Below are 23,386 nucleotides of genomic sequence, written 5' to 3'. Positions count from 1 at the left end.
CGTGCCCGGCACGCCGCTCACCGAACTCCCGCCCCCGCTGCCCGCCGACCGGATCGTCGCGCTGAACCGGCCGAAGCAGGACCTGCGCACCACCCGGCACCACGAGTGGAACGGCTGGACCTTCGAGGTCCCGCCGGGGGTGTTCCTGCCCGGCGCGACCAGCCGGATGATCCACCAGCGCATCCTCGACGGCGACATCGAGGTCCGCGACCGGCGCTACGCCGCGATGGGCGTCGGCCTCGGCGTCGAGGCGGTCGCCGCCGGGGTGCGCGGAGCCCGCGAGATCCACGCGATCGACGTGCACGCCGAGAGCGTGGCCACCACGTCGCGGCACTACCGCGCCCTGGTCGGCGACCGCCCGCCGCTGGTCCCGGTCGTCGCCGACGTCTTCGACGGCGTCCCGGACGGCGCCGCCTTCGACGTCGTCACCTTCAACCCGCCCGCGGTGAGCCAACCGGTCAGCGACGACCCGGACGTGGTGCGCAACGTGTGCGCCGGTGCGCCGCTGCTGGCCGAGTTCTTCCGCCAGCTCGCCGGACGCGACCTGCTCGCCCCCGGCGGCGAGGTCTTCCTCGTCGCCTCCAACACCGCCGACCTGCGGCGGATCGTCGGCGACGCGGCCGAACACGGGTTCACCGCCGAGGTCCACCACCGGCACGACTGGCAGGACGGCGTGCTGACCTACCTGTTCCGGCTGCACCGGGGAGGTGCCGCATGACCGGCGTGGCCGAACTGCTCGACGCGGCCCGGGACGAGGCGGGCGAGGTGGTGGCGACCAGCGCGTTCTGGCTGCACCACGGCACCCGGCTGGCCGGGTCCGGCACCACCTACCGGAACAGCTACGTGCTGGTCCGGGTCGGCGACTCCTTCGGCGCCTGCGCCTTCGAGACCGGGGAGCTCGATCCCGCGGTGTGCGCGGAGGCCTCCGGCGCCCCGCTGGCCGAGCTGCTCGCCGACGCCCCGCTGCCGCTGCGCATCGCCGCGCTCGACGCCCACCTGGCGCATCGCCGCCCGCACCGCGACTCCCCCGAAGCCGAGCCGGTGACGCTGCCCGCGGGCACCCCGGAGGTGCGGGCGGCCGCGCGGGACGCGGCCGTCGCCGGGCTGCTGGACATCGAGCCGGGCGCTGCGGTGGCGCTGATCGGCGTGGTGAACCCGCTGGTCGCGGCGATCCGGGAGCGCGGCGGGACATGCCTGCCGTGCGACCTGAACCTGCGGGAGACCCGGTGGGGCGAGCCGGTGTCCCGCGATTCCGCCGAGGTGCTGGCCGCGGCCGACGCGGTGGTCGCCACCGGCATGACTCTGGGCAACGGCACCTTCGACGCCATCCTGCGGACCTGTCGGGAACGGGGCCTCCCGCTGATCGTCTACGCCCAGTCCGCGGCGGCGGTGGCGCGGGCGTTCCTCGGCTCGGGGGTGACCGCGCTGTCCGCGGAACCGTTCCCGTTCTCCCAGTTCAGCGCCGACCCGACGGTGCTCTACCGGTACCGCTCGGAGGGTGCCGCATGACCGAGGGCATCGGCTGGGCGCCCTGCCACCACGGCGAGCTCCTCCAGGGCTTCTTCCACGACGCGACCGGGGCCACCCGGCGCGGTCTGGTGACGCTGCCGATGACCGGGCCCGGCACCCGGGCCCACTTCACCCGCACCGAGGGCGGTCCGCTGCTCGCGGTGCCCGGCGAGCGCGCGAAGGCGCGGCGGGCCGCCGAGCTGGCGGTCCGGGAATGCGCCCGGCGGCGCCGCTGCCCGCCCGGTGGCGGGCGGCTCCAACTCGGCGCGGGCGTGCCGGTCGGGTTGGGCATGGGGTCGTCGACCAGCGACGTGATCGCCGCGGTGCGCGCGGTGTTCGCCGCCTTCGGACTGGTCGCGGACCCCGGCACCACGGCGCGGATCGCGGTGCGCGCCGAGCGCGCGTGCGATCCGCTGATGCTCGGCGGCGGACCGCTGCTGTTCGCCCAGCGCGACGGCGAGGTGCTGGAGGAACTGGGCGCGGCGCTGCCGCCGCTGGCCGTCGTCGGGTGCCTCACCGGCGGCGGGCGGCCGGTGGACACCCTGGCGCTGGCCGCGGACCGGGCCGCCGACGTGGCCGGCTACGAGCGGTTGCGCGGCGCGCTGCGGACGGCGGTCGCCGACGGCGACGCGGCGCTGCTCGGGCGGGTCAGCACCGCCAGCGCCCGGCTCAACCAGCGGGTGCTGACCAAGGCCGAGCTGCCCGCGCTGGAGCGGCTGGCCGAGCACGTCGGCGCGGTCGGCGTGCAGGTGGCGCACAGCGGCAACGTGGCGGGCCTGCTGTTCGACGCCACCACCCCCGACTTCGACCGCAGGGTCCGCGCCGGGGTGCGCGGGCTGCGGCGCGAAGGCATCACCGCGACCCGGGTCTTCCGGGCCCAGCAACGCGCGAGCGGAGGACGAGCGTGGACGAGCACATCTCCGAAGCCATCGGCAGGCCGGACCTGGTGCGGACCGGTTCCGGCGTCGTCTGCCTCCGATTCGAGACGATGAAGGTGGTCTCGGCGCTCGCCGCGGTGCGCCGGCTGCTCGACGCGGGCACCGTGCGGCCCGGCGACACGCTGCTGGACAGCTCCAGCGGCATCTACGCGTACGCGCTGGCGCTGGCCTGCCACCGATACGGGCTGCGCTGCCGCATCGTCGGGTCCACCACCATCGACGGCGCGCTGCGCACCCAGCTCGCGGTGCTCGGCGCGGACCTGGAGCAGATGGAGCCGTCCACCGACCTGCGGCTGGACCAGAGCAGGCGGGTCGCCCGCATCGAGGAGATCCTGCGGGAACACCCGGACTACCACTGGATGCGGCAATACCACGACGACGTGCACTACCTCGGCTACCGGGCGGTGGCCGACCGCATCGCCGCCGAGGTGCCCGGCCCGCTGCTGCTGGTCGGCGGGGTCGGGTCCGGGGCCTCCACCGGCGCGCTGGCCGGGTACCTGCGGCAGCGCTCGCGGGATGTGCGGCTGGTCGGCGTGCAGCCGTTCGGCAGCGTGACCTTCGGCAGCGAGCACGTGGCCGACCCGGACATCATCATCGCGGGCATCGGCAGCTCGATCCCGTTCGGCAACGTGGCGCACGAGCGCTACGACCTGCTGCACTGGGTCGGTTTCGAGGCCGCGCTGGCGGGCAGCGTCGCGCTGCTGCGCGAGCACGCGGTGTTCGCCGGGCTGTCCTCCGGTGCCGCCTACCTCGCCGCGCGCTGGGAACGCGAGCAGGACCCGGTCCGCACCGCGGTGTTCGTCGCCGCCGACACCGGCCACCGCTACGTCGACGGCGTGTTCGCGCGGCACGCCGAGGCCGCGGCGCCGGAGGACCTCGCTCCGAAGCGGATCGGCGACCTCACCGCGCTGGCGCGGCCGTGGTCGCGGATGGCGTGGAACCGCGCGCCCGCCCCTCCCGGGGCCGTCGAGCCGCTCCTGGCCGGATGACGCGCGGGGGCCGTGCGCCGCACGGCCCCCGCGACGTTCCCCTCCAGCGCGGTATCGCCGCCCTCGGGTGACCATTCCCCTTCGGACAACGGGAAAAATTGTCGATTGCGCTGGATTCTGCCTACTTTACAACCGGTTTCAAGCGAAGAGAATGGTCCGCGCACTCGGGCAACACGATCGGATTTAACTCCATGGCATGGAAACCCGGGGTATCGGTGGCGTTCGAGTGACGCTGCTCGCGCGCCCGCACCGGCGGCGGCGGGACTGCTAGCTTGCGGTTCTGAATCGACCCAGCGGCCGTCGCCGCGGAACTCCCGACGGGCTGAAACACCAGGAGAACCCATGCCCGAGATGTCCACCGCGCTCGACGACGTCGACACCGCGTTCCTCCGCGCCTGGACCGACCAGCGCGCCACGACGAGCTGCGGCCTGTGGCAGGACGCCACCGACCTCGGCGCCGCGCACACCGCCAAGTTCGCCCGGCTCGCCGACCTCGCCGGGGTGCGCTCCGGCGCCCGGGTGCTCGACGTGGGGTGCGGCTCCGGCGGACTGCTGGAATACCTCGCGGTCCGGCGCGACGCCGTGGCGGTCGGCGTCGACCGGTCCGCGCGGTACTGCCGGGACGCGGCGTCCCGGTCCGGCGTGATCGACGTGGAGTGCGCGGACTACCGGGACTACGCGCCCGCCGAGCGGTTCGACGCGGTGGTCTGCGCCCAGCTCCTCGAGCACACCACCCGCTACTCCGAGGCGCGCGCGGGCCGGCACCTGGAGCGCTACCGGGACTTCTTCCAGCGGCTGCACGACTGGACCCGGCGCGGCGCCAAGCTCGCGCTGGAAGTGCTGGCGATGCCGGACATCCGGTGGGCCACCCCGTCCCCGGCCCAGCAGCGGCTGATCGAGGGCGTCGGCGGGCACCGCTGCTTCGTGCGGCCGAGCGACCTGGGCGCGAGCTGCCTCGGGCTCTGGCAGCCCACCCACTCGGTGCTGCTGCGCGACGACGCGGTGCGCACCCACCGGGAGTGGCTGCGGCGGCTCACCGGGCAGCGCGAGGAGCTGCACCGGCGCTGGGGCACCGACCTGGTGACCGGGTACGAGCGGGTGCTGCGCCACGAGCTCGACGCCCTGCACTCCGGCACCGCCGCCGTCGCGCTGCTGGGTTTCCGCCGGATCGACCCCCGCTGACCACATCGGACGCGGCGTGGGGCTCAGGCGGTCCGCTGCGGCCGGCGCCTGCCGAACCGCTCGGCCAGCGCGGTGTCGACCTCGTCGAACTCCCGCCCGCCGGTCTCCGGGACGTAGCGGGCGACGAACCAGAGGGCGAACGCGCACACCACCGCGAACAGCCAGAACGTCTGACCGGTGCCGATCGAGTTCACCACGGTCAGGAACGTCAGGCTGACCACGAAGTTGGCCAGCCAGTTGACCGTGGTGGACGCGGCGGAGCCCACCGCCCGCGCGTGCGGCGGGAACACCTCGCCGATCAGCACCCAGAACACCGGGCCGAGCCCGGCCGAGTACGCCGCGATGTAGAGCACCATGAACACCAGCGACAGCGCCGGGTCCAGGACGAGCACGAAGGACAGCCCCAGCAGCACCAGCGAGACCGTCATCCCGGCCAGCGACACCAGCATCAGCCGGCGCCTGCCGCGGGTGTCGATGAACCGGATCGCCACCAGCGTCATCACCAGGTTGATGACGCCGATGAACACCGAGCAGAAGATCGAGCTGCCCGCGCTGATCCCGGTGCCCTCGATGACCGTCGGCGCGTAGTAGATGATCGTGTTGATCCCGCCGAACTGCTGCACGGCAGCCAGCAGCAGCCCCACCACCAGCGCCGGGCGGACCGACGCGGCGAGCAGCACCCGCCAGCCGGAGCGCCCCCGATCGGCGCCCGGTCCGGGCCCGCCCTCGGACCGGTACCGGTGGACGAGGTCGTCGACCTCCTCGGGGCGGGCGATCGACCGGAGCACCGCGCGGGCCTTGTCCACCCGGCCGTGCGCGATCAGCCAGGCGGGCGTCTCCGGGAGCCAGAACGCGGCCCCGGCGAGCAGCACCAGCGCGGGCAGGGCGCCGACCCCGATCATCTCCCGCCACCGCCCGCCCGCCGAGAACGCCAGGTTCACCAGGTAGGCGGCCAGGATCCCGGAGGTGATCATGAGCTGGTTCAGGGTCAGCAGCCTGCCCCGGATCCGCTTCGGGGCGATCTCGGAGAGGTAGGCGGGCACGGTCGCCGAGGCGGCCCCCACCGCCACGCCGAGCACCACCCGGCCCAGCACCAGCGTCCAGTACCCGGTGGCGGTGACCGCGAGAGCGGTGCCGAGGAGGAACACGAGCCCCTCGACGCCCAGCGCCGCGCGCCGTCCCAACCGGTCGGCGAGCCAGCCCGCGGCCAGCGCGCCGACCATCGCGCCCAGCAGCAGCACGCTCACCACGCTGCCCTGCTCGAAGGCGGTCAGACCGAACTCGCGCTTGATGAACAGCAGCGCACCGGAGATGACCCCGGTGTCGAAGCCGAAGAGGAACCCGCCGACCGCGATCGTCGACGCCCAGATCCAGACCGTGCGCGTCGCGGGGCCCGGGACCGCTCGCAGCGGGCCCTCCGTTCCCGGATCGCTGGAGAACGCCTGCATCCCACACCCCTTCGTGCCGACGCGGCCCGGACCTGCTGGTCCGCAACGGGTTCAGCTTGCGGTCCGCCGCGCCTGCGGGCAAACCGGCGTCAGCCCAGCGAGTTCTTCCAGATCCGGCCGCCTTTGACCACGAGCGCGAGGTTGGCCGCGGGATCGGCGAGCACACCGAGGTCGCGGGTCGGGTCCCCCTCGACGACGAGCAGGTCCGCCAAGGCGCCCGGTCGGATGACCCCCAACGGAGCCGTCGGGTGACCGTCGATCACCTGCTGGTACGGATCCCGTTCCCCGGCCATCCGGAACAGCGCGGCGTTGCCGGACGTGGCGATGCGCAGCGCCTCGACCGGGCTCAACCAGCGGGAGAGCCGGGCCAGCATCGCGCCCTGCCGGTGCGCCTCGGCGGGAGCGAGCAGATCGGTGCCGAAGGCCAGCGGCACCCCGTGCTCCCGCGCCCGGTGCAGGGTCCGCTCCACGCCATCGCACACCATCGTGTTCTTCGCGGCGAGCTCCGGCGTCGGGTAGTGGTGGTCGTCGACGTCGAAGGGCTGGGTGCTGAGCCAGGCGTCGTGCTCGGCGAGCATCCCGATCGTGCGCTCGTCGGCGAGGTGCCCGTGCTCGATGCAGCGCACGCCCGCCTCCAGGGCCCGCCGGACGCCCGCCGAGCCGTAGACGTGGGCCGCGACGTAGGTGCCGAAGTCCTCGGCGGCGCGCACCGCCGCCCGCAGCTCCTCCGGGGTGAACTGCAGCGTGCCGAGCGGGTCGTAGCGGGAGGCCACCCCGCCGCCGGCCATCACCTTGAGCTGGCTCGCGCCCTTCTTCAACTGCTCCCGGGCCCCGGCCAGCACCCGCTCGGGACCGTCGACGACCCGCATGAACCCGATCTCCTCGGCCCGCGAGGGCGCTCCGCCCAGCGCCACCGGCGGCTCGTGCACGGCGCCGAAGTCGCCGTGCCCGGAGGTCTGGGACAGCGCGGCCTGGCTCGGGTAGAGCCGCGGGCCCGGGAACAGCCCCTCGTCGATCACCTGCTTGACGGCCGCGACGTCCCCGCCCATGTCGCGGACCGCGGTGAAGCCCCGCAGCAGCATCCGGCGCGCGGCCTCCAGCGCCCGCAGGTGCGGCAGCCCCGCGCTCGCCGTCGCGAGCCCGGCGGGCTCGGTGCCCAGCGCGACCAGGTGCACGTGCGCGTCGGTGAGACCGGGCAGCAGCACCCGGCCGCCGCCGTCGAGCACCTCGGCCCGCTCCGGCGCCCGCTCCCGCGCCTCCGCCCCGGTGGCGGCGATCCGGTCGCCCTCGACCAGCACCGCGCCCGGCTCCGCGGCGTCGCCGAGGCCGTCGAACACCCGCACCCCGGTGATCAGGAGCGATTCCGGCCGCTGATCCATGCCGCCTCCTCCGCGCAACGCCGCCCGCGCCGGAGCCTGCGCCCGCGCCCGCCGGACCGCATCCGCACCGCCACGCGAACGGGTCAGCGGTGCAGCACGCCGTGCAGCCCGCGCACGACCGCGCCGTAGACCTCGCCGAGGACGCCGTCGCGGGCCAGCGCGGCGCGGGCGGCGTTGGCCCCGGGGCCGCCGTGCACCGCGCCGCCCGGGTGCGCCGAGGCACCCGCCAGGTACAGCCGGTCGACCGGGGTGTCGGCGCGACCGAGCCCGGGGACCGGCCGGAAGACGAGCTGCTGGTGCAGCGCGGCGCTGCCGCCGTTGAGCGCGCCCTCCACCAGCGCCGGATCGCGCCGCTCGAAGTCCGCCGGCCCCTGCACGTGCCGACCGCGCACCAGCGTGCCGAACCCGGGAGCGTGCCGCTCGACGGTCCGCTCGACGCGGTCGGCGACCCGGCGCAGGTCGTCGGCGGTCCACCGGACACCGCGCGGCAGGTGGGTGTAGGCCCACGCGGTCTCGGTGCCCGCCGGCGAGCGACCGGGGTCCGAGGTGCTCATCTGGCCGAGCACCAGGAACGGTTCCTCCGGGACGCGTCCGGTGGCCAGCCGGGTGGCGAAGTCGGCCAGCCCGGTCAGGTCCGCGCCGAGGTGGACGGTGCCCGCGCGGCCGGCCGCCGGGTTGCGCCACGGGATCGGGCCGTCGAGGTTCCAGTCCACCTTCAGCGTGGCGTCGTCCCAGTGGAAGGCCTCCAGGTCGTCGAGCAGCCGGGCGGGCAGCGCGTCCGGGCCGACCAGCCGCAGGTAGAGCGTCGGCGCGGGCACGTCGGCCAGCACCGCGCGGCGGGCGCGCACCAGCCCGCCCGCGCCGTCGGCGACCCCGACGGCCCGGCCGCGCGCGGTGAGCACCCGCGCCACCGGTCGTCCGCAGTCGATCCGGCCGCCCCGGTGCCGCAGCCGCCGGACCAGCGCCCCGGAGAGCTCGCCCGCACCGCCCGCCGGCACCGGGAAGCCGACGTCCTGGGCCGCCATGCACAGCAGCCAGCCGAACAGCCCGCTGCCCGCCTGCAGCGGACCGAGGTCGGTGTGCAGCGCGTTGCCCGCCAGCAGCAGCCGGGCGCCCTCCCCCGCGAACCGCTCCGCGCCGAGGGCCGCGGCGGGGGTGGTGGCCAGCCGCGCGAACCGCAGCGCGTCGGCCGCGCCGAGCGAGCGCAGCAGCTTGGCCCCGGACCGCACCGGGGGGAACGGGTCGAACAGCGCACCGACCAGGTCGTCGCGGATCCGCCGCCAGGTGGCGAACTCCGCGCGCCAGGCCCGCGCATCGGTTCCGGCGAACCCGGCGAGGGAGGACGTCGTCTCGGCGAGGTCGCGGGACAGCACGGCGCACCGGTCGTCGGGCAGCACGTGCGCCAGCGCGGCCGGGGCGTGCCGCCAGCGCAACCCGTGTTCGGCGAGCCCCATCCCGGCCACCCACGGCGACAGCGCGCCCATCGGGTAGAAGGCGCTGAACACGTCGTTGCGGAACCCGGGTTCGATCAGCTCGGCGCTGCGCACGGCGCCACCCGGGGTCGGGAGGGCTTCCAGCACGAGGACGTCCCAGCCGGCGTCGACCAGCAGGTTCGCCGCGACCAGGCCGTTGGGACCGCCTCCGACCACCACGGCGTCCACCGAGTCCTCCACGCCGATCGGCCTACCCGGACACCACGCCCGCTACACCGCCGCCCTCACCCGGGCGGGACCCCCGCGCCTGCGTCAGCTGATCGGTTCACCTAACCGGGTCCTCGGTGGAGGCGCCGAACCCGCTCGCCAGGGCCCGCACGGCGGTGTCCAGCAGCGCGACGAGTTCGGCGTCGTCGCGGTCCAGCCACTGCTCGTAGGCGGCCAGCGCGACGCCGAGGACGGCGTAGGCGATGGCCTGCGGGGCCAGCGCGTCGACCGGTTCGCCGAGGCGCCGACCGACGAACTCGGCGATCACCTGGCGCCAGGCCTGGTACCGCAGCGTGGAGTGCGCTTGCAGGGCGGGCACCCGCAGCAGCAGTTCCATCCGCCTGCGGTGCCACGGCGCCTCCTCCGGCGGCACCCGGTTGAAGTCGACGAGCACCCGCCGGATCACCTCCATCAGCGGGACGTCCGGGCCGTAGCGGTCCAGCTCCTCGCGCAGCCACCGCAACTGCTCGTCGAAAGCGCCCCACGGCACGTCGTTCTTGGACGCGAAGTAGTGGAAGAAGGTGCGCCGGGCGATCGAGGCGGCGCGGGCGATGTCGTCGATCGTGGTGCGCTCGAAGCCCTGCTCCGCGAACAGCTCGAAGGCGACGTGCTCCAGCTCGGCGCGCGAGGTGGCGCGGCGGCGGCCCGGGCGCCCGGTTGGGCCGGACGTGTCACGCGGCAACGGAATCCTTCCCTTCCTGCACTGGGTGCACATACTCTCCCCCACGACGGCCGCGGCACCGCCCCCAGGTGAGAGGAAGCCCGCCATGAGCGAGGACAGCACCGCCCGCACGTCCGACACCGAACCGACCGTCGACGAGGAGCTGCTGGTCGAGGAGGTCTCCATCGACGGCATGTGCGGCGTCTACTGAACCGCCCGATGACCGCCTTCGACACCGGCTCCGGCTACCGGCTGAGCCCGGACGTGGCGCTGCGCCCCGAGCCGTTCGGGGCGCTCGCCTACCACTTCGGCAACCGGCGGCTGTCCTTCCTCAAGGTCCCCGAACTGGTGGACCTGGTGCGCGGGCTCGGCGAGCACCCGAGCGTCGACGCCGCGCTGGAGACCGTGCCGCCGGAGCGGCGCGGCGCGTTCCGGCGGGCGCTGGCCTCCCTCGCCGACTCCGGGCTGATCGTCCCCGTCCGCGACGGACCGAAGGAGTCCCGATGACCGCCACCGCGCAACGCGTGCCCTCCCTCGTCGAGCACTTCACCTCCGGCCTCGACGCACCGATCTGCCTGACCTGGGAGTGGACTTACGCCTGCAACCTCGCCTGCGAGCACTGCCTGTCCTCCTCCGGCCGCCGCGACCCCGACGAGCTGGGCACCGAGGAGATGAAGGCCGTCATCGACGAGCTCCAGCGGATGCAGGTCTTCTACGTCAACGTCGGCGGCGGCGAACCGACCGTGCGCCCGGACTTCTGGGAACTGCTGGACTACGCCGTCGCCCACCAGGTCGGCGTCAAGTTCTCCACCAACGGCCTGCGGCTGGACCGCGACCGCGCCGCCCGGTTGGCGGCCACCGACTACGTGGACGTGCAGGTCTCGCTGGACGGGGCGACCCGCGAGGTCAACGACGCGGTGCGCGGACCGGGTTCCTACGACATGGCGATGCGCGCGCTGGAGAACCTGGCCGAGGCCGGGATGCCCGGGGCGAAGATCTCGGTGGTGATGACCCGGCACAACGTCGGCCAGCTCGACGAGTTCAAGGCCATCGCCGACGACCTCGGGGCGCAGCTGCGGATCACCCGGCTGCGGCCCTCCGGGCGCGGCGCCGACGTCTAGCACGAGCTGCACCCGACCGCCGAGCAGCAGCACGACCTGCACCGCTGGCTGACCGAGCACGGCGATTCGGTGCTCACCGGCGACTCCTTCTTCCACCTCAACGCGCTGGGCTCGACCCCGCTGCCCGGGCTGAACCTGTGCGGGGCGGGGCGGGTGGTCTGCCTGATCGATCCGGTCGGCGACGTCTACGCCTGCCCGTTCGCCATCCACGACGCGTTCCGCGCGGGATCGGTGCGCGACGCGGGCGGATTCGCCCGGGTGTGGCGGGAATCGGAGCTGTTCACCGAGCTCCGCGGGCCCTCGTCGGCCGGGGCCTGCGCGTCCTGCTCGGCCTACGACGCGTGCCGGGGCGGTTGCATGGCGGCGAAGTTCTTCACCGGCCTGCCGCTGGACGGCCCCGATCCCGAGTGCGTCCGGGGCGGTGCCGATCCGTCCTCCGTGGACCCCGCGGTGCTGCCCCGCCCGACGCAGGACCACTCCCGGGGACGCCCCGTGCGGCTCGGGATGCCCTCGGTCCGGGTGCCCGACAAGCCTTGCGACTCCAGCCCGCTGTCGGGGGCGACGTGGAGCTGACCGGTCCGGTCGGGCTGGGCCCGCGCACCGCGCCGTCCCGGGTGCTGTTCGGGCCGCACGTGACGAACCTGGGCCGCGGGCGGGCGCTGTCGGACCGGCACGTCGCCTACTACGCCGAACGGGCGGCGGGCGGGGCGGGGGTGATCGTCACCGAGGTGGCCTCCGTCGACCCCTCCGACCACCCCTACGAGCGGGCGCCGCTGGCCGCCGACTGCGCGGCGGGCTGGGCGGCGGTGGCCGAGGCGTGCCGCCCGCACGGGGCGCTGGTGCTGGCCGGGCTCGGGCACACCGGCTCCCAGGGTTCCTCGGCGTACCACCAGCGCGCGCTGTGGGCGCCCTCGCGGGTGCCCGACGTGGCGTCCCGGGAACTGCCGGTGGAACTGGAAGCGGACGAGATCCGGCGGCTGGTCGCCGGTTTCGCCGAGGCCGCGGCCACCGCGTCGGCCGCCGGGCTCGACGGCGTGGAGATCGCCGCCGGGCAGCACTCGCTGCTGCGGCAGTTCCTGTCCGGGCTCACCAACCACCGCACCGACGCCCACGGGCGGGACCGGGCGCTGCTGCTGCGCGAGGTGCTGGGCGCGGTCCGGGAGCGGCTCGGCGACGGCGTCCTCGGCTTGCGGCTGTCCTGCGACGAACTCGCGCCGTGGGCCGGGATCACCCCCGAACGCGGCGCCGAGCTGGCCGCGGAGTTCGCCGCCGCCGTCGACTACCTGGTGGTGGTGCGCGGGTCGGCGATGGGCACCTCGGCCACCCGACCCGACCTGCACACCCCGCCCGGGTTCAACAACGGGCTGTGCCGGGATGTCCGGACCGCGGTGTCCGGGCGGACGCCGGTCGTGCTCCAGGGCAGCGTGGTCTCCCCCGAACAGGCGCAGCGCGCGCTCGACGACGGGGTCGCCGACCTGGTGGAGATGACCCGGGCGCAGATCGCCGATCCGCGGTTGGTGGCGCTGGTGCGCGACGGTCGTCCCGAGCGGGTGCGGCCGTGCGTGCTGTGCAACCAGAAGTGCCGGGTGCGCGACGCCCGCAACCCGGTCGTGTCCTGCGTGGGCGAGCCGCGCAGCGGCCACGAGACCGAGGACCCGCCGGTGTCGGGCACCGACCCCGCGCCGCGCGAGGTGCTGGTGGTCGGCGGCGGGCCGGCGGGGCTCGAGGCGGCGCGGGTGCTCGCGCTGCGCGGCCACGACGTGCTGCTCGCCGAGCGCGGCGGGCAGCTCGGCGGCGCCGCCCGGTGGGCGGCCCGGGTGCACGGCCGCGACCGGCTCGGGGCGCTGGTGGAGTGGCTGGTCGCCGAGGTGCGGCGGCTCGGCGTGCGGATCGCGCTGCGCACCCCGGTCGCGGCGGCGGACCTCGTCGGCCGCGAGGTGGTGCTGGCCACCGGCTCGGTACCGGGTCCGCGCGGCTACCCGGTCCGGGGCGGGACCGCGCTGGACGCCGCGGCGCTGCTGGCCCACCTCGACCGCGGCGGCACCGCGGACGAGGCGCTGCCGGCGGGACCGGTCGCCGTGTTCGACCCGGTCGGCGACGCGGTGGGCGTCGGCGTCGCCGAGCTGCTCGCGGCGGCCGGGAGGGACACCGCGCTGCTCACCCCGGACCCGGTCGCGGGCACCCAGCTCGCGCTGACCGGCGACCTCGCCGACGCCAACGCCCGGTTGCAGCGCGCCGGGGTGCGGTTGCGCACCCGGTCGGTGCCGCGCGCGGTGACGGCCGGGGCGGTGCTCGTCGAGCACGTGCTCACCGGGGTGCGCGAAGAGCTGCCCGCGGCCGCGGTCGTCCACTGCGGACACCGGCTGCCCGACGAGGCGCTGGACGCACCGCTGCGGGCCGGGGACCGCACCGCACCCCGGACGCTGCACGAAGCGGTGCTGGAGGGCAGGCGGGCGGCGCTGGCCGTCGGGGCCACCGCGCCGGTGCCCGCCGGGAAGGCGGCCGGATGAGCGCCGCGTACCGCCACCTGTTCACCCCGCTGCGGTTGGGCCCGGTCACCGCGCGGAACCGGATAGTGTTCTCCGCCCACCTGACCAACTACGCCGAGGACGGCAGGCCCAGCGCCCAGCACGCGGCGTACTACGGGGCCCGCGCCGCGGGCGGGGCCGGGCTGGTCATCACCGAGGAGCACTCCACGCATCCGACCGATTGGCCCTACGAGAAGCTGATCCACGGCTTCGACCGCGCCGCGATCCCCGGCTACCGGCGGATCACCGACGCGGTGCACGCGCACGGGGTTCCGGTGTTCGCCCAGCTCAACCACAACGGCGGACAGGCGTCCTCGATGTACTCGCGGCGCCCGGTGTGGGCACCCTCGCCGGTGCCCGACCCGCTGTTCCGCGAGGTGCCCAAGGCCGTCGACCGCGCCGAGATCGCCGAGATCGTCGCCGGGTACGCCACCGTCGCCGCGCACTGCGCCGAAGGCGGGTTCGACGGCGTGGAGCTGCAGTGCTCGCACTCCTCGATCGTGCGGGGCTTCCTGTCCCCCGCGACGAACCTGCGCACCGACGACTACGGCGGTCCGCTGGCCAACCGGGCGCGGCTGCTGCTGGAGATCATCGCGGCGGTGCGCGACGTGCTGGGTCCGGAGCGGGCGCTCGGCGTGCGGCTCTGCGGCGACGAGCTGATCGAGGGCGGCACCACCCTCGACGAGGCGGTGCGGGTGGCGCGGCTGGTCGAGGCCACCGGAGCGGTGGACTACCTCAACACCTCGGTCGGCGTGGCGACCTCGACGCTGTACATGATCGAGGCGTCGATGGCGATCCCGCCCGGCTACGCGCTGCCCATCGCCAACGCGCTGCGCCGCGCGGTGCGGCTGCCGGTGGTCGGCGTGGGCCGCATCAAGGACCCGGCCCAGGCCGAACGCGCCCTCGCCGAGGGGCACTGCGACCTGGTCGGCGTGGTCCGCGGGCAGATCGCCGATCCCGACTTCGCCGCCAAGGCGCGCTCCGGCCACCCGGGCGACATCCGCACCTGCCTGTCGTGCAACCAGGAGTGCGTCGGCCGGATGGGGCTGAACCGGTGGCTGGGCTGCATCGAGAACCCGCGGGCGGGCCGGGAGGCGACCCCGCTGCCCGCGCCCCGGCGGCCGAAGCGGGTGCTGGTGGTCGGCGGCGGCCCGGCGGGCCTGCAGGCCGCCGCGACGGCGGCGCAGCGCGGCCACCGGGTCACCCTGTTCGAGCGCTCCGCCACCACCGGCGGTCAGGTCGCGGTCGCCGCCTCGGTGCCCAGCCGCGCCGAATTCCTCGACGTGACGCGGAACCTGCGGGCCGAGTGCCTGCGCCGCGGGGTCGAGCTCCGCACCGGCGTCGAGGTCGCGGCCGACGATCTGCGCGCCGCCGGGCCCGACGCCGTGGTGCTGGCCACCGGCGCCCGGCCGCAGCGGCCGTGGTGGGCGGGCGAGCTGGCGCGCGTCGTCGACGTCCGCGACGTGCTGGAGGACCGGGCGCGCCCGGCGGGTGCGGTGCTGGTGGTCGACGAGCTGGGCTTCCACCAGGCCACCTCGGTCGCCGAACTGCTGGCCGACCGCGGCTGCTCGGTGCGGATCAGCACCCCGGGCATGGTGGTCGGGCAGGACCTCGGCGTGACGCTGGACCTGGAGACCTTCGCGCTGCGCGCGCACGACAAGGGCATCACCGGCGGTACCGACGAGGTGGTCCTGGGCGCGGCGGCCGACGGCGACGCGGTCGTGCTCGACGTGCTCACCCACACCACCGGGGCCATGCGGCAGGTTCGGTTCGACTGGGTGGTCTGCGCGACGCACCAGGAACCGGAGGACGCGCTGTGGCGGGAGCTCGCCGACGCGCCGTTCGCCGTCCACCGCGTCGGCGACTGCCTCACGCCGCGCCGCGCGCACGCCGCGGTGGTCGAGGGCGAGCGGATCGGGGCGTCGCTGTGATCGGGGCGGCGGTCGTGGCGCTGGTGGTCGTGCGCGACGGCGAGCTGCCCGCCGGGGCCGACGAGACCACCGCCGAGTGCTCCGGCGCGGTGCTGCTCACCGGCACCGGGACCGGCGAGGCCGCCCGGTCGCTGACCGCCGCGCGGCAGGTGTGGTGCCTCGAACTCGGCGGCACCGGCCCGCACGCGGTGGCCGCGGCGGTCCGGCCACTGCTCGCCGAGGTCCCGGTGGTGGTGCTGCCCGCCTCGCCGGACGGGCGGGATCTGGCCCCGCACCTGGCGCTGGCGTGGGACCGGCCGCTGCTGGCCGGGGCGGTGCGCTGCACCCGCGAGGAGGCCGTGCTGACCCGGCTGGACGACCGGGTGGAGCTGCGCGCCGAGTTCACCGGTCCGGTCGTGGTGACCCTGCGCCCCGGGGTCCGGGGCACCCCGCCGCCGGTGCCACCCCCGCATCCCACCGACCTCACCCGCCCAAGTGCTGTTGAACCAGGTGAGGAGCACCTTCATCCGACTAAGCCGGATGAAGGTGCCCCTCACTCACCACCCATCCGGGGGTGGATGCGGAGGTGGTGGCGGTGCTCGACCCGGAGCCGGGGAGCACCGAGCTCGCCGAGTCGCGGCGGATCCTGGCCGCCGGGGCCGGGGCGGTGCCGACCGGTGCGGACGGTCGGGCGGTGATGGCGCGGCTGACCGCCGTCGCCGCCGCCTTGGGCGGCTCCGCCGGTGCCACCCGGGTGGTCACCGACGCCGGATGGGCCGAGCACGACCGGCAGATCGGCACCACGGGCGTGGTGGTCAATCCCGAGCTGTACCTCGCCTTCGGCATCTCCGGCGCGGCCCAGCACGTCGGCGGGCTGGGTCGACCGCGCCACGTGATCAGCGTGAACACCGACCCGTCGTGCCCGATGACGGCCCTGGCGGACCTGGGCATCGTGGCCGACGCCCCCGCCGTGCTCGCCGAACTGGAGCACCGGCTCGGCCTGCCGGGAGGCGACCATGACCGCTGACGCCGTGGACGCCGTCGTCGTCGGGGCCGGGCCCGCCGGAGCCGCCGCCGCGCTGGAGCTGGCCCGGGCCGGGGCCGAGGTCGTGCTGCTGGAACGCGGACCGTTCCCCGGCTCGAAGAACGTCTACGGCGGCGTCGTCTACGGCCGGGTGCTCGACGAGGTGGTCCCCCGCTGGTGGGAGGAAGTGCCGGTGCAGCGCTGGGTCACCCGCCGCAGCACCATGCTGATGACGCCGACCGGCTCGGTCTCGGTCGACGTGCGCAGCACCGCGTGGGGCGAAGCCCCGCACAACGGGATGACCGCCTACCGCGCGGACTTCGACGGCTGGCTGGCGGACAAGGCGGTGGCCGCCGGGGCGGAGCTGATCACCTCGACCACCGCCACCGGCCTGCTGCGCGACACCGGCGGCGCGATCACCGGCGTGCGCACCGATCGCGGCGAGCTGACCGCGCGCCTCGTGGTGGCCTGCGACGGGGTGAACTCGTTCCTGGCCAAGGAAGCCGGGCTGCTGCCGCGGACCGACCCCGAGCACCTCACCCTCGGGGTGAAGGAGACGCTGGCGCTGCCGCGCCCGGTGCTGGAGGAGCGGTTCGGGTTGCGCGGCGACGAGGGCGTGGACATCGAGATGATCGGCTGCACCGGCGACATCCCCGGCGGCGGATTCCTCTACACCAACCGGGAGACGGTCGGGCTCGGCGTGGTCCTCTCGCTGCCGGGCCTCACCGCCTCCGGCAGGCGCCCGGAGGAGGTCGTCGCCGACCTGCGCAGGCATCCGTCGATCGCGCCCTACGTGCGCGGCGCCGAGGTCGTCGAGCATTCGGCGCATTTGATCCCGGAGGGCGGCTACCGCACCATGCCGCCGCTGGCGGCCGACGGGCTGCTGATCGCCGGGGACGCCGCGTCGATGTGCCTGGCCGCCGGGCTCTGGCTGGAGGGCGTGAACTTCGCGATCGGCTCCGGGCTGGCGGCGGGCCGCGCGGCGGCCGAGGCGATCGGCGGCGGCGACACCTCGCGACGCGGCCTGGCCGGGTACCGCGCGCGGCTGGCCGACTCGTTCGTGCTCGCCGACCACCGGCGGTTGCGCGGCGCACCGGGTTTCGTGCTCTCCGACCGGGTGCAGCGCGCCTACCCCGGTCTGGTCTGCGACCTGACCCAAGAGGTCTTCACGGTGCGCAACCCCGAGCCGAAACCCGGGCTGCTGCGGTCCTTGCGGCGCGGCGCCCGGCGGCGCGGCATCGGGCTGCCCCGGCTCGCCGCCGACGCCTGGCGGGCGTTGCGGATCTTCGGATAGGAGGAGAGATGGCTTCGCGGCACTACGACGACATCGCGTTCGCCGACCGGATGGCCTCGGTGGAGTTCCGCGTCGGGCGGCGTCCGCACATCACCGTCGACACCGAGGTCTGCCGGTCGTGCACCACCAAGGCGTGCGTGACGGCGTGCCCGGCGGACCTGTTCGTGCCGACCTCGGACGGCGGCGTGCTGTTCAACTACGAGCAGTGCTTCGAGTGCGGTACCTGCTACCAGGTGTGCAACCGGGAGGGCGCGCTGTCCTGGTCCTACCCGGACGGCGGCGACGGCGTCGTCTTCCGGCGGGGGTGAGGGGTCGTGGCTGCGCTGATCGTGGTGGCGCTGAGCTGGTCGTGGCGCCGCGTCGCGGTGGACCCGCTGACCGGGACGGCGACCGCCGACGAGCGGGACCGGGGTCCGGGCCCGGCCGAGGAGGCGGCGCTGGAGCGCGGGCTGCGGCTGGCCGAGCGCTGCGGCGGGCGGGTGCTGGCGGTGTCGGTGGGACCGCCGGGAGCGGCCGGGCCGCTGCGCGCGGCGCTGGCCGCCGGGGCCGACGAGGCGCTGCGGGTGCACCGCGCGGAAGCGGCGGCGCCGCGACCTCGCCCGGACGGCGGTGCGGCCACCGCCGCGGCGCTGGCCGCCGCGATCCGGGACCGCGCGCCCGCGCTGGTGCTGTGCGGGGACCGCTCGCCGGACGGCGGGACCGGCGCGGTGCCCGCGTTCCTGGCCGCGCTGCTCGGTGCCCGGCAGGCCCTCGGCGCGGTGGACGTCGAGGCCGACGGCGCGGAGCTGCTGGTGCGGCGCCGGATCGACGGCGGACGCCGGGAGCTGCTGCGGCTGCGCGCCCCCGCCGTGGTGTCGGTGGAGGGCGGCCTGCCGCTGCGCCGGGCCGGGCTGGCCGCGGTGCGCGCGGCGCGGCGGCGGGACGTCCCGGTGGTCGAGGCGGTGGAGCCGGAACCGGCGCGAGCGGTGCGCTGGGGCGAGGTCCGGGCGCACCGGCCGCGGGCCCGGGAGCTCCCGGCGCCTTCGGGAGACGCGCCGCTGCACCGCATCCGCGAGCTCACCGGCGGTGCCGTCCCGGCCGAACCTCCGGTGCTCAGCACGCCCGGATCCTCCGCGGCGGCGGCGGAGGTGCTGCTGTCCTACCTGGACCGGCACGGGTACCTGCCCGAGGAGCACCGGTGAGCCCCCGGGTCGCCGTGGTCACCGGAGCCGCCCGGGGCATCGGCGCCGCCGTCGTGGAGCAGCTCGCCGGGGACGGCTGGCGGGTGGTGGCCGCGGACCTGTGCGGCGAGGTCGCCGGGGCCGCATACCCGCTGGGCACCCGCGCGGAACTGCGCGCCCTGGCCCGGCGCCATCCGGGCGCGGTGCGCGACGTGGTCGCCGACGTCCGCGACCCGGCCGCGCTGCGCGAGGCGGTCGCGGTGGCCGAGGACGAGTTCGGCGGGCTGGACGCGGCGGTCGCCGCGGCGGCGGTGATGGCGGGCGGCCGACCGCTGTGGGAATCCCCGGCGGCGGAGTGGGACGCGCTGTTCGATGTCGGGGTGCGCGGGGTGGCGCACCTGGCCGCCGCGGCCGTGCCCGCGATGCTGCGCCGGCCCCGGCCCAGCGGCCGGTTCGTGGCGCTGGCCTCGGCCGCCGCGCACCGCGGGCTCTACCACCTCGCCGGGTACAACGCCGCCAAGCACGCCGTGGTCGGGTTGATCCGCGGGCTGGCCACCGATCTGCGCGGCACCGGGATCACCGCGACCGCCGTGTCGCCGGGTTCGACCCGCACCGCGATGCTCACCGCGACCGCGGCGCTCTACGACCTCGACGACGTCGAGGAGTTCAGCGGGCACCAGCTCGTCGACCGGCTGCTGGAACCGGCGGAGGTGGCCGCGGCGGTGTGCTGGCTGTGCGGTCCGGCGTCCTCGGCGGTGACCGGCACCGTGGTGCACGCCGACGGGGGGTTCACCGCGTGAGCGACCCGCACCCGCCCGACCCGCCGGGGCCGGGCGCGCTCCACCTGGTCCCCGACCCGTCGCTGCGGGTGCTCGACGGCGGGCGCGCGCTGCTCGGCGGGTCCCCGCTGCGGGTGCTGCGGCTCGGTGGGGCCGGGGCCGCGCTGGTGGCGCGCTGGCTGGACGGCGATCCGGTCACCCCGCGCGCGGCGGAACGGGCGCTGGCCGACCGGATCATCCACAGCGGACTCGCCCACCCGCGGTACCCGGCGTCCCGGTGGGGCCCGGCCGACGTGGCGGTGGTGATCCCGGTCCGCGACGACACCGCCGGGGCCGCCCGGGTGGCCGACGCGGTGGCCGGGGTGGCCGACGTGCTGGTCGTGGACGACGGTTCGGCCGCGCCGGTGCCGGGCGCCGCCGTCCGGCACCGGCGTCCGCGCGGCCCGGCGGCGGCCCGCAACGCCGGGTGGCACCGCACCACCGCACCGCTGGTGGCGTTCCTCGACGCCGACACCGCGCCGCCGCCGGGCTGGCTGGATCCGCTGCTGGCCCAGTTCGGCGACCCGGCGGTGGCCGCGGTGGCGCCCCGGGTGCGCAGCCTTCCCGGCCGGGGTGCGCTGGCCCGCTACGAACGCGCCCGGTCGTCGCTGGACCTCGGCGCCGGACCCGGCCCGGTCCGCCCCGGCGGCCGGATCGGCCACGTGCCCTCGGCGGCGCTGGTGGTGCGCGCCGAGGCGCTGGCCGAGGTGGGCGGCTTCGACGAGTCGCTGCGGTTCGGCGAGGACGTGGACCTGGTGTGGCGGCTGGTCGCGGCCGGGCACCAGGTGCGCTACGAACCCGCCGCCGAGGTCGGGCACGCCCCCCGTGCGAGCTGGGCGGGATGGGTGCGACAGCGCTTCGCCTACGGCACCTCGGCCACCCCGCTGTCGCGGCGGCACGGCAGCGCGGTGGCGCCGGTGCGGCTGTCGGTGTGGAGCGCCGCGGCCTGGGCCGCGCTGCTGCTGGGCCGCCGGGGGACCGGCGCCGCGCTCGTGGCCACCAGCGCGGCGCTGCTGGTGCGCAAGCTCGGCCGGGTCGGCGTCCCGCGCCGGGAGGCGGTGCGGCTGGCCGCGCTCGGCCACCTCGGCGCGGTCCGGCTGCTGGCCGACGCCCTCGCCCGCCCGTGGGCACCGCTGGCCTGGCCGCTGCTGCGCACCCGGTCCGGCCGGATCGCCGCGGGCCTGATCGCGGCCCGGCACCTGGTGGCGTGGTGGCGCGAACGGCCGGACCTGGATCCGGTGCGGTGGACGGCGGCGCGGCTCGCCGACGACCTCGCCTACGGCGCCGGGGTCTGCTGGGGCGCGCTGCGCGAGCGTTCCGCCGGTGCCCTGCTGCCGCACCTGACCGACCTGCCCGGTCGATCCAGCGTCCCGGTGCGCGGCGCATGACGCGGCTGTCCGATCTGACCTGGCCCGAGGTCGGCGCGGTGGCCGGCCGCAGCGCGCTGCTGGTCCCGGTCGGGGCGACCGAGCAGCACGGGCCGCACCTGCCGTGCACGGTGGACACCGACATCGCGGTCGCGCTGTGCGAGCGGGTGGCCGGCAGCCGCGCGGACGTGGTGCTGGCGCCGCCGGTCGCCTACGGCTCCAGCGGCGAGCACGCCGGCTTCCCCGGCACCCTCTCCCTCGGCCAGGCCGCCACCGAGCTGCTGCTGGTGGAGCTGGTGCGCTCGGCCGACGCCTTCGCCGGGGTCGTCCTGGTCAGCGCGCACGGCGGGAACCGGGCCCCGGTGCGCCGGGCGGTGTCCCGGCTGCGCGCCGAAGGGCGGCGGGTCGCGGCGTGGGAACCGAGCGGCCCCGCCGACGACAGCCACGCCGGGTTCACCGAGACCGCGGTGCTGCTCGCGCTGCGCGCCGACGCGGTGCGCGCGGAACTCGTGGCCGCGGGCAACACCGCACCGCTGCCCGAGCTGATCGACCGGCTGCGCGCCCGCGGCGTGCGCGCCGTCTCCCCCGGCGGGGTGCTCGGCGACCCGCGCGGCGCCACCGCCGCCGACGGGGAGCGGCTGCTCGCCGCCTGGAGCGCCGAGCTCGCCGCCGCCGTCGACGGCGTGCGGTGACCGGACCCCGCCGGAGCGGGCAGTATCGTTGGTCCGCACCGACGACCGGGGAGGGGATTCGGGTGGCCCGGCTCAGCAGGGCGGAAGCGCAGCGGCTCAACCGCGGCAAGGTGCTGCGCGCGGCGCGCGAGGAGTTCGCCGAGCGCGGGTTCCGCGAGGCCAAGGTGGACCGGATCGCCGAGCGGGCCGAGCTGACGCGGGGTGCGGTGTACTCCAACTTCCCGGGCAAGCGGGCGCTGTACTTCGCGGTGCTCGCCGAGGCCGCCGAGAACGCCCCCGTCCCGGCCGCCCCGGACTCGGTCCGCACCGGCGGGGACGCCCTCGGCGCCTTCGCCCGGACCTGGTTGTCCCGGCTGCCGCTGGCCACCGACGAGCGCCACGGCGACGCCCGGATCGACGTGGACCTGATCCCCGAGGTGCTCGGCGATCCGCGCATCCGGCGGCCGTTCGCCCAGCTCGTGCGGGTCGACGCGCTGCTGCTCGGGTTGGCCCTGGAGCGGCTGGCCCCGGGCGGGCGGCGGGTGCGCGCCGCCGCGGCGGCGTTGACCACCCTGCACGGCGCGAGCCGGCTGGCCGCCGCCGCGCCGGGGTTCGGCGAACCCTTCGACGTGGCGCGCACCTGCGCCCGGCTGGCCGATCAGGACTTCGAGGACGCCTGGCACCCGCCGTCGTTCGCGCCGCCCGCGCAGCCCGCCGACGAACCGTGGTCCCCGCCCGAGGCCGCCGACCTGGTGCGCGGGCGCCCGGCCCGGCTCGACGCCGACGGCGTGGTCGCCGTGCTGGGCGTGCACCGGCTCTCCGGCGTCGAGGACGCGGTGCGGGCCGCCCCGGCCGATGCTCGGGTCACCGCCGTGGCCGTCACCGAGGACCCCGGCGAACTCGCCGGACTGGTCCGGCTGGCCATCGTCGACCTCGGCGGATGCCTGCGGGCGTCGTTCCCCGAGCGGGCCTGGCCCGGCCTCCAGGTGGTCTGCGACTCCTCCGGGGTCCTCGCCGCCGCGGCCGGGGTGACCGCCGTGCGCGATGACACCGAGGTGGCGGTGCGGATCGAGGCCGGGCGGGTGGTCTCCCGCGCCGAAGGGCTCGGCGCCTGCCACACCGCCGCCGTGCTCGCCCGCCACTGAGCTCCCGAGGACGGGCGCTCAGACCCCGGTGCGCCCGTCGATCCGTTCGCGCAGCAGGTCCGCGTGGCCGCAGTGGCGGGCGTACTCGCCGATCATGTGCTGGTAGATCCACCGCAGCGTGACCTGCCCGCCGTGGAACGAGCTGGTGTGGTCGAGGCCGCGGGCGGCGCAGTTGTCCTCCGCCCGCGCGATCTCGGCGCGCCAGCAGGACACCGCCTGCTCGCCGGTGGCGTCCGCGTCGAACTCGAAACCGCCGTCGTGCGCGGAGGTCCCCTCCGCGGCGAAGATCGGCGGCGCGTCCTCCTCGGCCAGGACCCGGCGGAACCAGCTCCGCTCGACCTCGGCCATGTGCCGCACCACGCCCAGCAAGGTCAGCGGGGAGGGCGGCACCGCGGCCTCGCGGAGCTGGCCGTCGGTCAGTCCGTCGCACTTCTGCGCCAGGGTGGCGCGGTAGAAGTCCAGCCAGCTCTCCAACGAGGCGCGCTCGTCGGCGTCCAGCGGGGGCATGATGCGTTCGGTTGTGCTCACGGTCGCCATCCTGC

General features: G+C 76.2%; 23 protein-coding genes and 1 pseudogene. 19 read left to right on the top strand and 5 right to left on the bottom strand.

What is annotated here, in order from left to right; translation table 11 throughout:
- The first annotated feature begins 1 nt into the window (after position 1).
- The 5 genes from ACQP0T_RS10220 (at position 2) to ACQP0T_RS10200 (ending at position 4,618) form a co-directional block, all read left to right on the top strand.
- Positions 2-718, top strand: a complete 717-nt coding sequence (locus ACQP0T_RS10220) for a methyltransferase (RefSeq protein WP_345361643.1) — start codon at positions 2-4, stop codon at positions 716-718.
- Positions 715-1,509: a Rossmann-like domain-containing protein gene (locus tag ACQP0T_RS10215; protein WP_433872465.1), complete on the top strand. Its 795-nt coding sequence runs from the start codon at positions 715-717 to the stop codon at positions 1,507-1,509. Before ACQP0T_RS10220 ends, ACQP0T_RS10215 begins: the two co-directional genes overlap by 4 nt.
- Positions 1,506-2,501: a GHMP kinase gene (locus tag ACQP0T_RS10210; RefSeq protein WP_433872463.1), complete on the top strand. Its 996-nt coding sequence runs from the start codon at positions 1,506-1,508 to the stop codon at positions 2,499-2,501. The genes ACQP0T_RS10215 and ACQP0T_RS10210 overlap by 4 nt, the downstream gene beginning before the upstream one ends.
- A complete protein-coding gene (locus tag ACQP0T_RS10205) occupies positions 2,414-3,436 on the top strand; it encodes a pyridoxal-phosphate dependent enzyme (protein ID WP_433872462.1) in 1,023 nt (340 codons plus the stop codon). The genes ACQP0T_RS10210 and ACQP0T_RS10205 overlap by 88 nt, the downstream gene beginning before the upstream one ends.
- Before the next feature lie 342 nt (positions 3,437-3,778).
- A complete protein-coding gene (locus ACQP0T_RS10200) occupies positions 3,779-4,618 on the top strand; it encodes an SAM-dependent methyltransferase (protein ID WP_433872460.1) in 840 nt (279 codons plus the stop codon).
- A 23-nt stretch (positions 4,619-4,641) separates the two neighbouring features.
- Here the strand turns inward: ACQP0T_RS10200 and ACQP0T_RS10195 are convergent, their stop codons facing one another.
- From ACQP0T_RS10195 to mftR, 4 genes are all read right to left on the bottom strand, one after another.
- On the bottom strand, positions 4,642-6,066 hold the full coding sequence (locus tag ACQP0T_RS10195) for a sugar porter family MFS transporter (protein WP_433872458.1): 1,425 nt from the start codon (positions 6,064-6,066) through the stop codon (positions 4,642-4,644).
- Between the two features lie 89 nt (positions 6,067-6,155).
- Entirely contained in the window at positions 6,156-7,445 is a 1,290-nt protein-coding gene (locus ACQP0T_RS10190; protein WP_433872456.1) for an amidohydrolase family protein, read from the bottom strand.
- An 83-nt stretch (positions 7,446-7,528) separates the two neighbouring features.
- Positions 7,529-9,118, bottom strand: coding sequence for a phytoene desaturase family protein (locus ACQP0T_RS10185; RefSeq protein ID WP_433872454.1), 1,590 nt, complete (start codon positions 9,116-9,118; stop codon positions 7,529-7,531).
- Between the two features lie 85 nt (positions 9,119-9,203).
- Positions 9,204-9,827, bottom strand: a complete 624-nt coding sequence (gene mftR / locus ACQP0T_RS10180; protein ID WP_433872453.1) for a mycofactocin system transcriptional regulator — start codon at positions 9,825-9,827, stop codon at positions 9,204-9,206.
- 85 nt (positions 9,828-9,912) lie between these two features.
- On the opposite strand from mftR, the gene mftA reads away from it, so the two are divergent.
- From mftA to ACQP0T_RS10110, 14 genes and pseudogenes are all read left to right on the top strand, one after another.
- Positions 9,913-10,017, top strand: a complete 105-nt coding sequence (mftA, locus tag ACQP0T_RS10175) for a mycofactocin precursor MftA (protein WP_345361670.1) — start codon at positions 9,913-9,915, stop codon at positions 10,015-10,017.
- Between the two features lie 8 nt (positions 10,018-10,025).
- Positions 10,026-10,313 carry a mycofactocin biosynthesis chaperone MftB gene (gene mftB, locus ACQP0T_RS10170; RefSeq protein ID WP_345361673.1) on the top strand — a complete coding sequence of 96 codons (288 nt, stop codon included), beginning with the start codon at positions 10,026-10,028 and terminating at the stop codon, positions 10,311-10,313.
- Positions 10,310-11,500, top strand: a pseudogene (mftC, locus tag ACQP0T_RS10165) (mycofactocin radical SAM maturase). The gene mftB and the pseudogene mftC overlap by 4 nt, the downstream one beginning before the upstream one ends.
- Positions 11,461-13,437, top strand: coding sequence for a mycofactocin system FadH/OYE family oxidoreductase 1 (locus ACQP0T_RS10160; protein ID WP_433872451.1), 1,977 nt, complete (start codon positions 11,461-11,463; stop codon positions 13,435-13,437). Before mftC ends, ACQP0T_RS10160 begins: the two are co-directional and overlap by 40 nt.
- Positions 13,434-15,386 carry a mycofactocin system FadH/OYE family oxidoreductase 2 gene (locus ACQP0T_RS10155; RefSeq protein ID WP_433872450.1) on the top strand — a complete coding sequence of 651 codons (1,953 nt, stop codon included), beginning with the start codon at positions 13,434-13,436 and terminating at the stop codon, positions 15,384-15,386. Before ACQP0T_RS10160 ends, ACQP0T_RS10155 begins: the two co-directional genes overlap by 4 nt.
- The gene (locus tag ACQP0T_RS10150; RefSeq protein ID WP_433872448.1) at positions 15,383-16,063 is read left to right on the top strand and encodes a hypothetical protein; all 681 of its coding nucleotides are present in this window, start codon (positions 15,383-15,385) and stop codon (positions 16,061-16,063) included. The genes ACQP0T_RS10155 and ACQP0T_RS10150 overlap by 4 nt, the downstream gene beginning before the upstream one ends.
- The gene (locus ACQP0T_RS10145) at positions 15,952-16,392 is read left to right on the top strand and encodes an FAD-binding protein (RefSeq protein WP_433872446.1); all 441 of its coding nucleotides are present in this window, start codon (positions 15,952-15,954) and stop codon (positions 16,390-16,392) included. Before ACQP0T_RS10150 ends, ACQP0T_RS10145 begins: the two co-directional genes overlap by 112 nt.
- Complete coding sequence (locus ACQP0T_RS10140) at positions 16,382-17,683, top strand: FAD-dependent oxidoreductase (RefSeq protein ID WP_433872444.1); 1,302 nt, start codon at positions 16,382-16,384, stop codon at positions 17,681-17,683. Before ACQP0T_RS10145 ends, ACQP0T_RS10140 begins: the two co-directional genes overlap by 11 nt.
- 8 nt (positions 17,684-17,691) lie before the next feature.
- On the top strand, positions 17,692-17,991 hold the full coding sequence (locus ACQP0T_RS10135; protein WP_345361691.1) for a ferredoxin family protein: 300 nt from the start codon (positions 17,692-17,694) through the stop codon (positions 17,989-17,991).
- A 6-nt stretch (positions 17,992-17,997) separates the two neighbouring features.
- Positions 17,998-18,864: a mycofactocin-associated electron transfer flavoprotein beta subunit gene (locus ACQP0T_RS10130; protein ID WP_433872442.1), complete on the top strand. Its 867-nt coding sequence runs from the start codon at positions 17,998-18,000 to the stop codon at positions 18,862-18,864.
- Positions 18,861-19,643, top strand: coding sequence for a mycofactocin-coupled SDR family oxidoreductase (locus ACQP0T_RS10125; RefSeq protein ID WP_433872440.1), 783 nt, complete (start codon positions 18,861-18,863; stop codon positions 19,641-19,643). The genes ACQP0T_RS10130 and ACQP0T_RS10125 overlap by 4 nt, the downstream gene beginning before the upstream one ends.
- Positions 19,640-21,049: a mycofactocin biosynthesis glycosyltransferase MftF gene (mftF, locus tag ACQP0T_RS10120; protein ID WP_433872438.1), complete on the top strand. Its 1,410-nt coding sequence runs from the start codon at positions 19,640-19,642 to the stop codon at positions 21,047-21,049. Before ACQP0T_RS10125 ends, mftF begins: the two co-directional genes overlap by 4 nt.
- On the top strand, positions 21,046-21,720 hold the full coding sequence (gene mftE, locus ACQP0T_RS10115; protein ID WP_433872436.1) for a mycofactocin biosynthesis peptidyl-dipeptidase MftE: 675 nt from the start codon (positions 21,046-21,048) through the stop codon (positions 21,718-21,720). Before mftF ends, mftE begins: the two co-directional genes overlap by 4 nt.
- A 62-nt stretch (positions 21,721-21,782) precedes the next feature.
- The gene (locus tag ACQP0T_RS10110) at positions 21,783-22,844 is read left to right on the top strand and encodes a helix-turn-helix domain-containing protein (protein ID WP_433872434.1); all 1,062 of its coding nucleotides are present in this window, start codon (positions 21,783-21,785) and stop codon (positions 22,842-22,844) included.
- Between the two features lie 18 nt (positions 22,845-22,862).
- Here the strand turns inward: ACQP0T_RS10110 and ACQP0T_RS10105 are convergent, their stop codons facing one another.
- The gene (locus tag ACQP0T_RS10105; RefSeq protein WP_433873657.1) at positions 22,863-23,351 is read right to left on the bottom strand and encodes a DinB family protein; all 489 of its coding nucleotides are present in this window, start codon (positions 23,349-23,351) and stop codon (positions 22,863-22,865) included.
- Between the last annotated feature and the right edge of the window lie 35 nt (positions 23,352-23,386).

It is taken from the genome of Saccharopolyspora sp. CA-218241, assembly GCF_050954615.1.
GTDB classification, from domain to species: Bacteria; Actinomycetota; Actinomycetes; order Mycobacteriales; family Pseudonocardiaceae; genus Saccharopolyspora; species Saccharopolyspora cebuensis.
The sequence above is the reverse complement of the archived record's forward strand: the minus strand, read 5'-3'. Positions and strand labels throughout refer to the sequence as shown.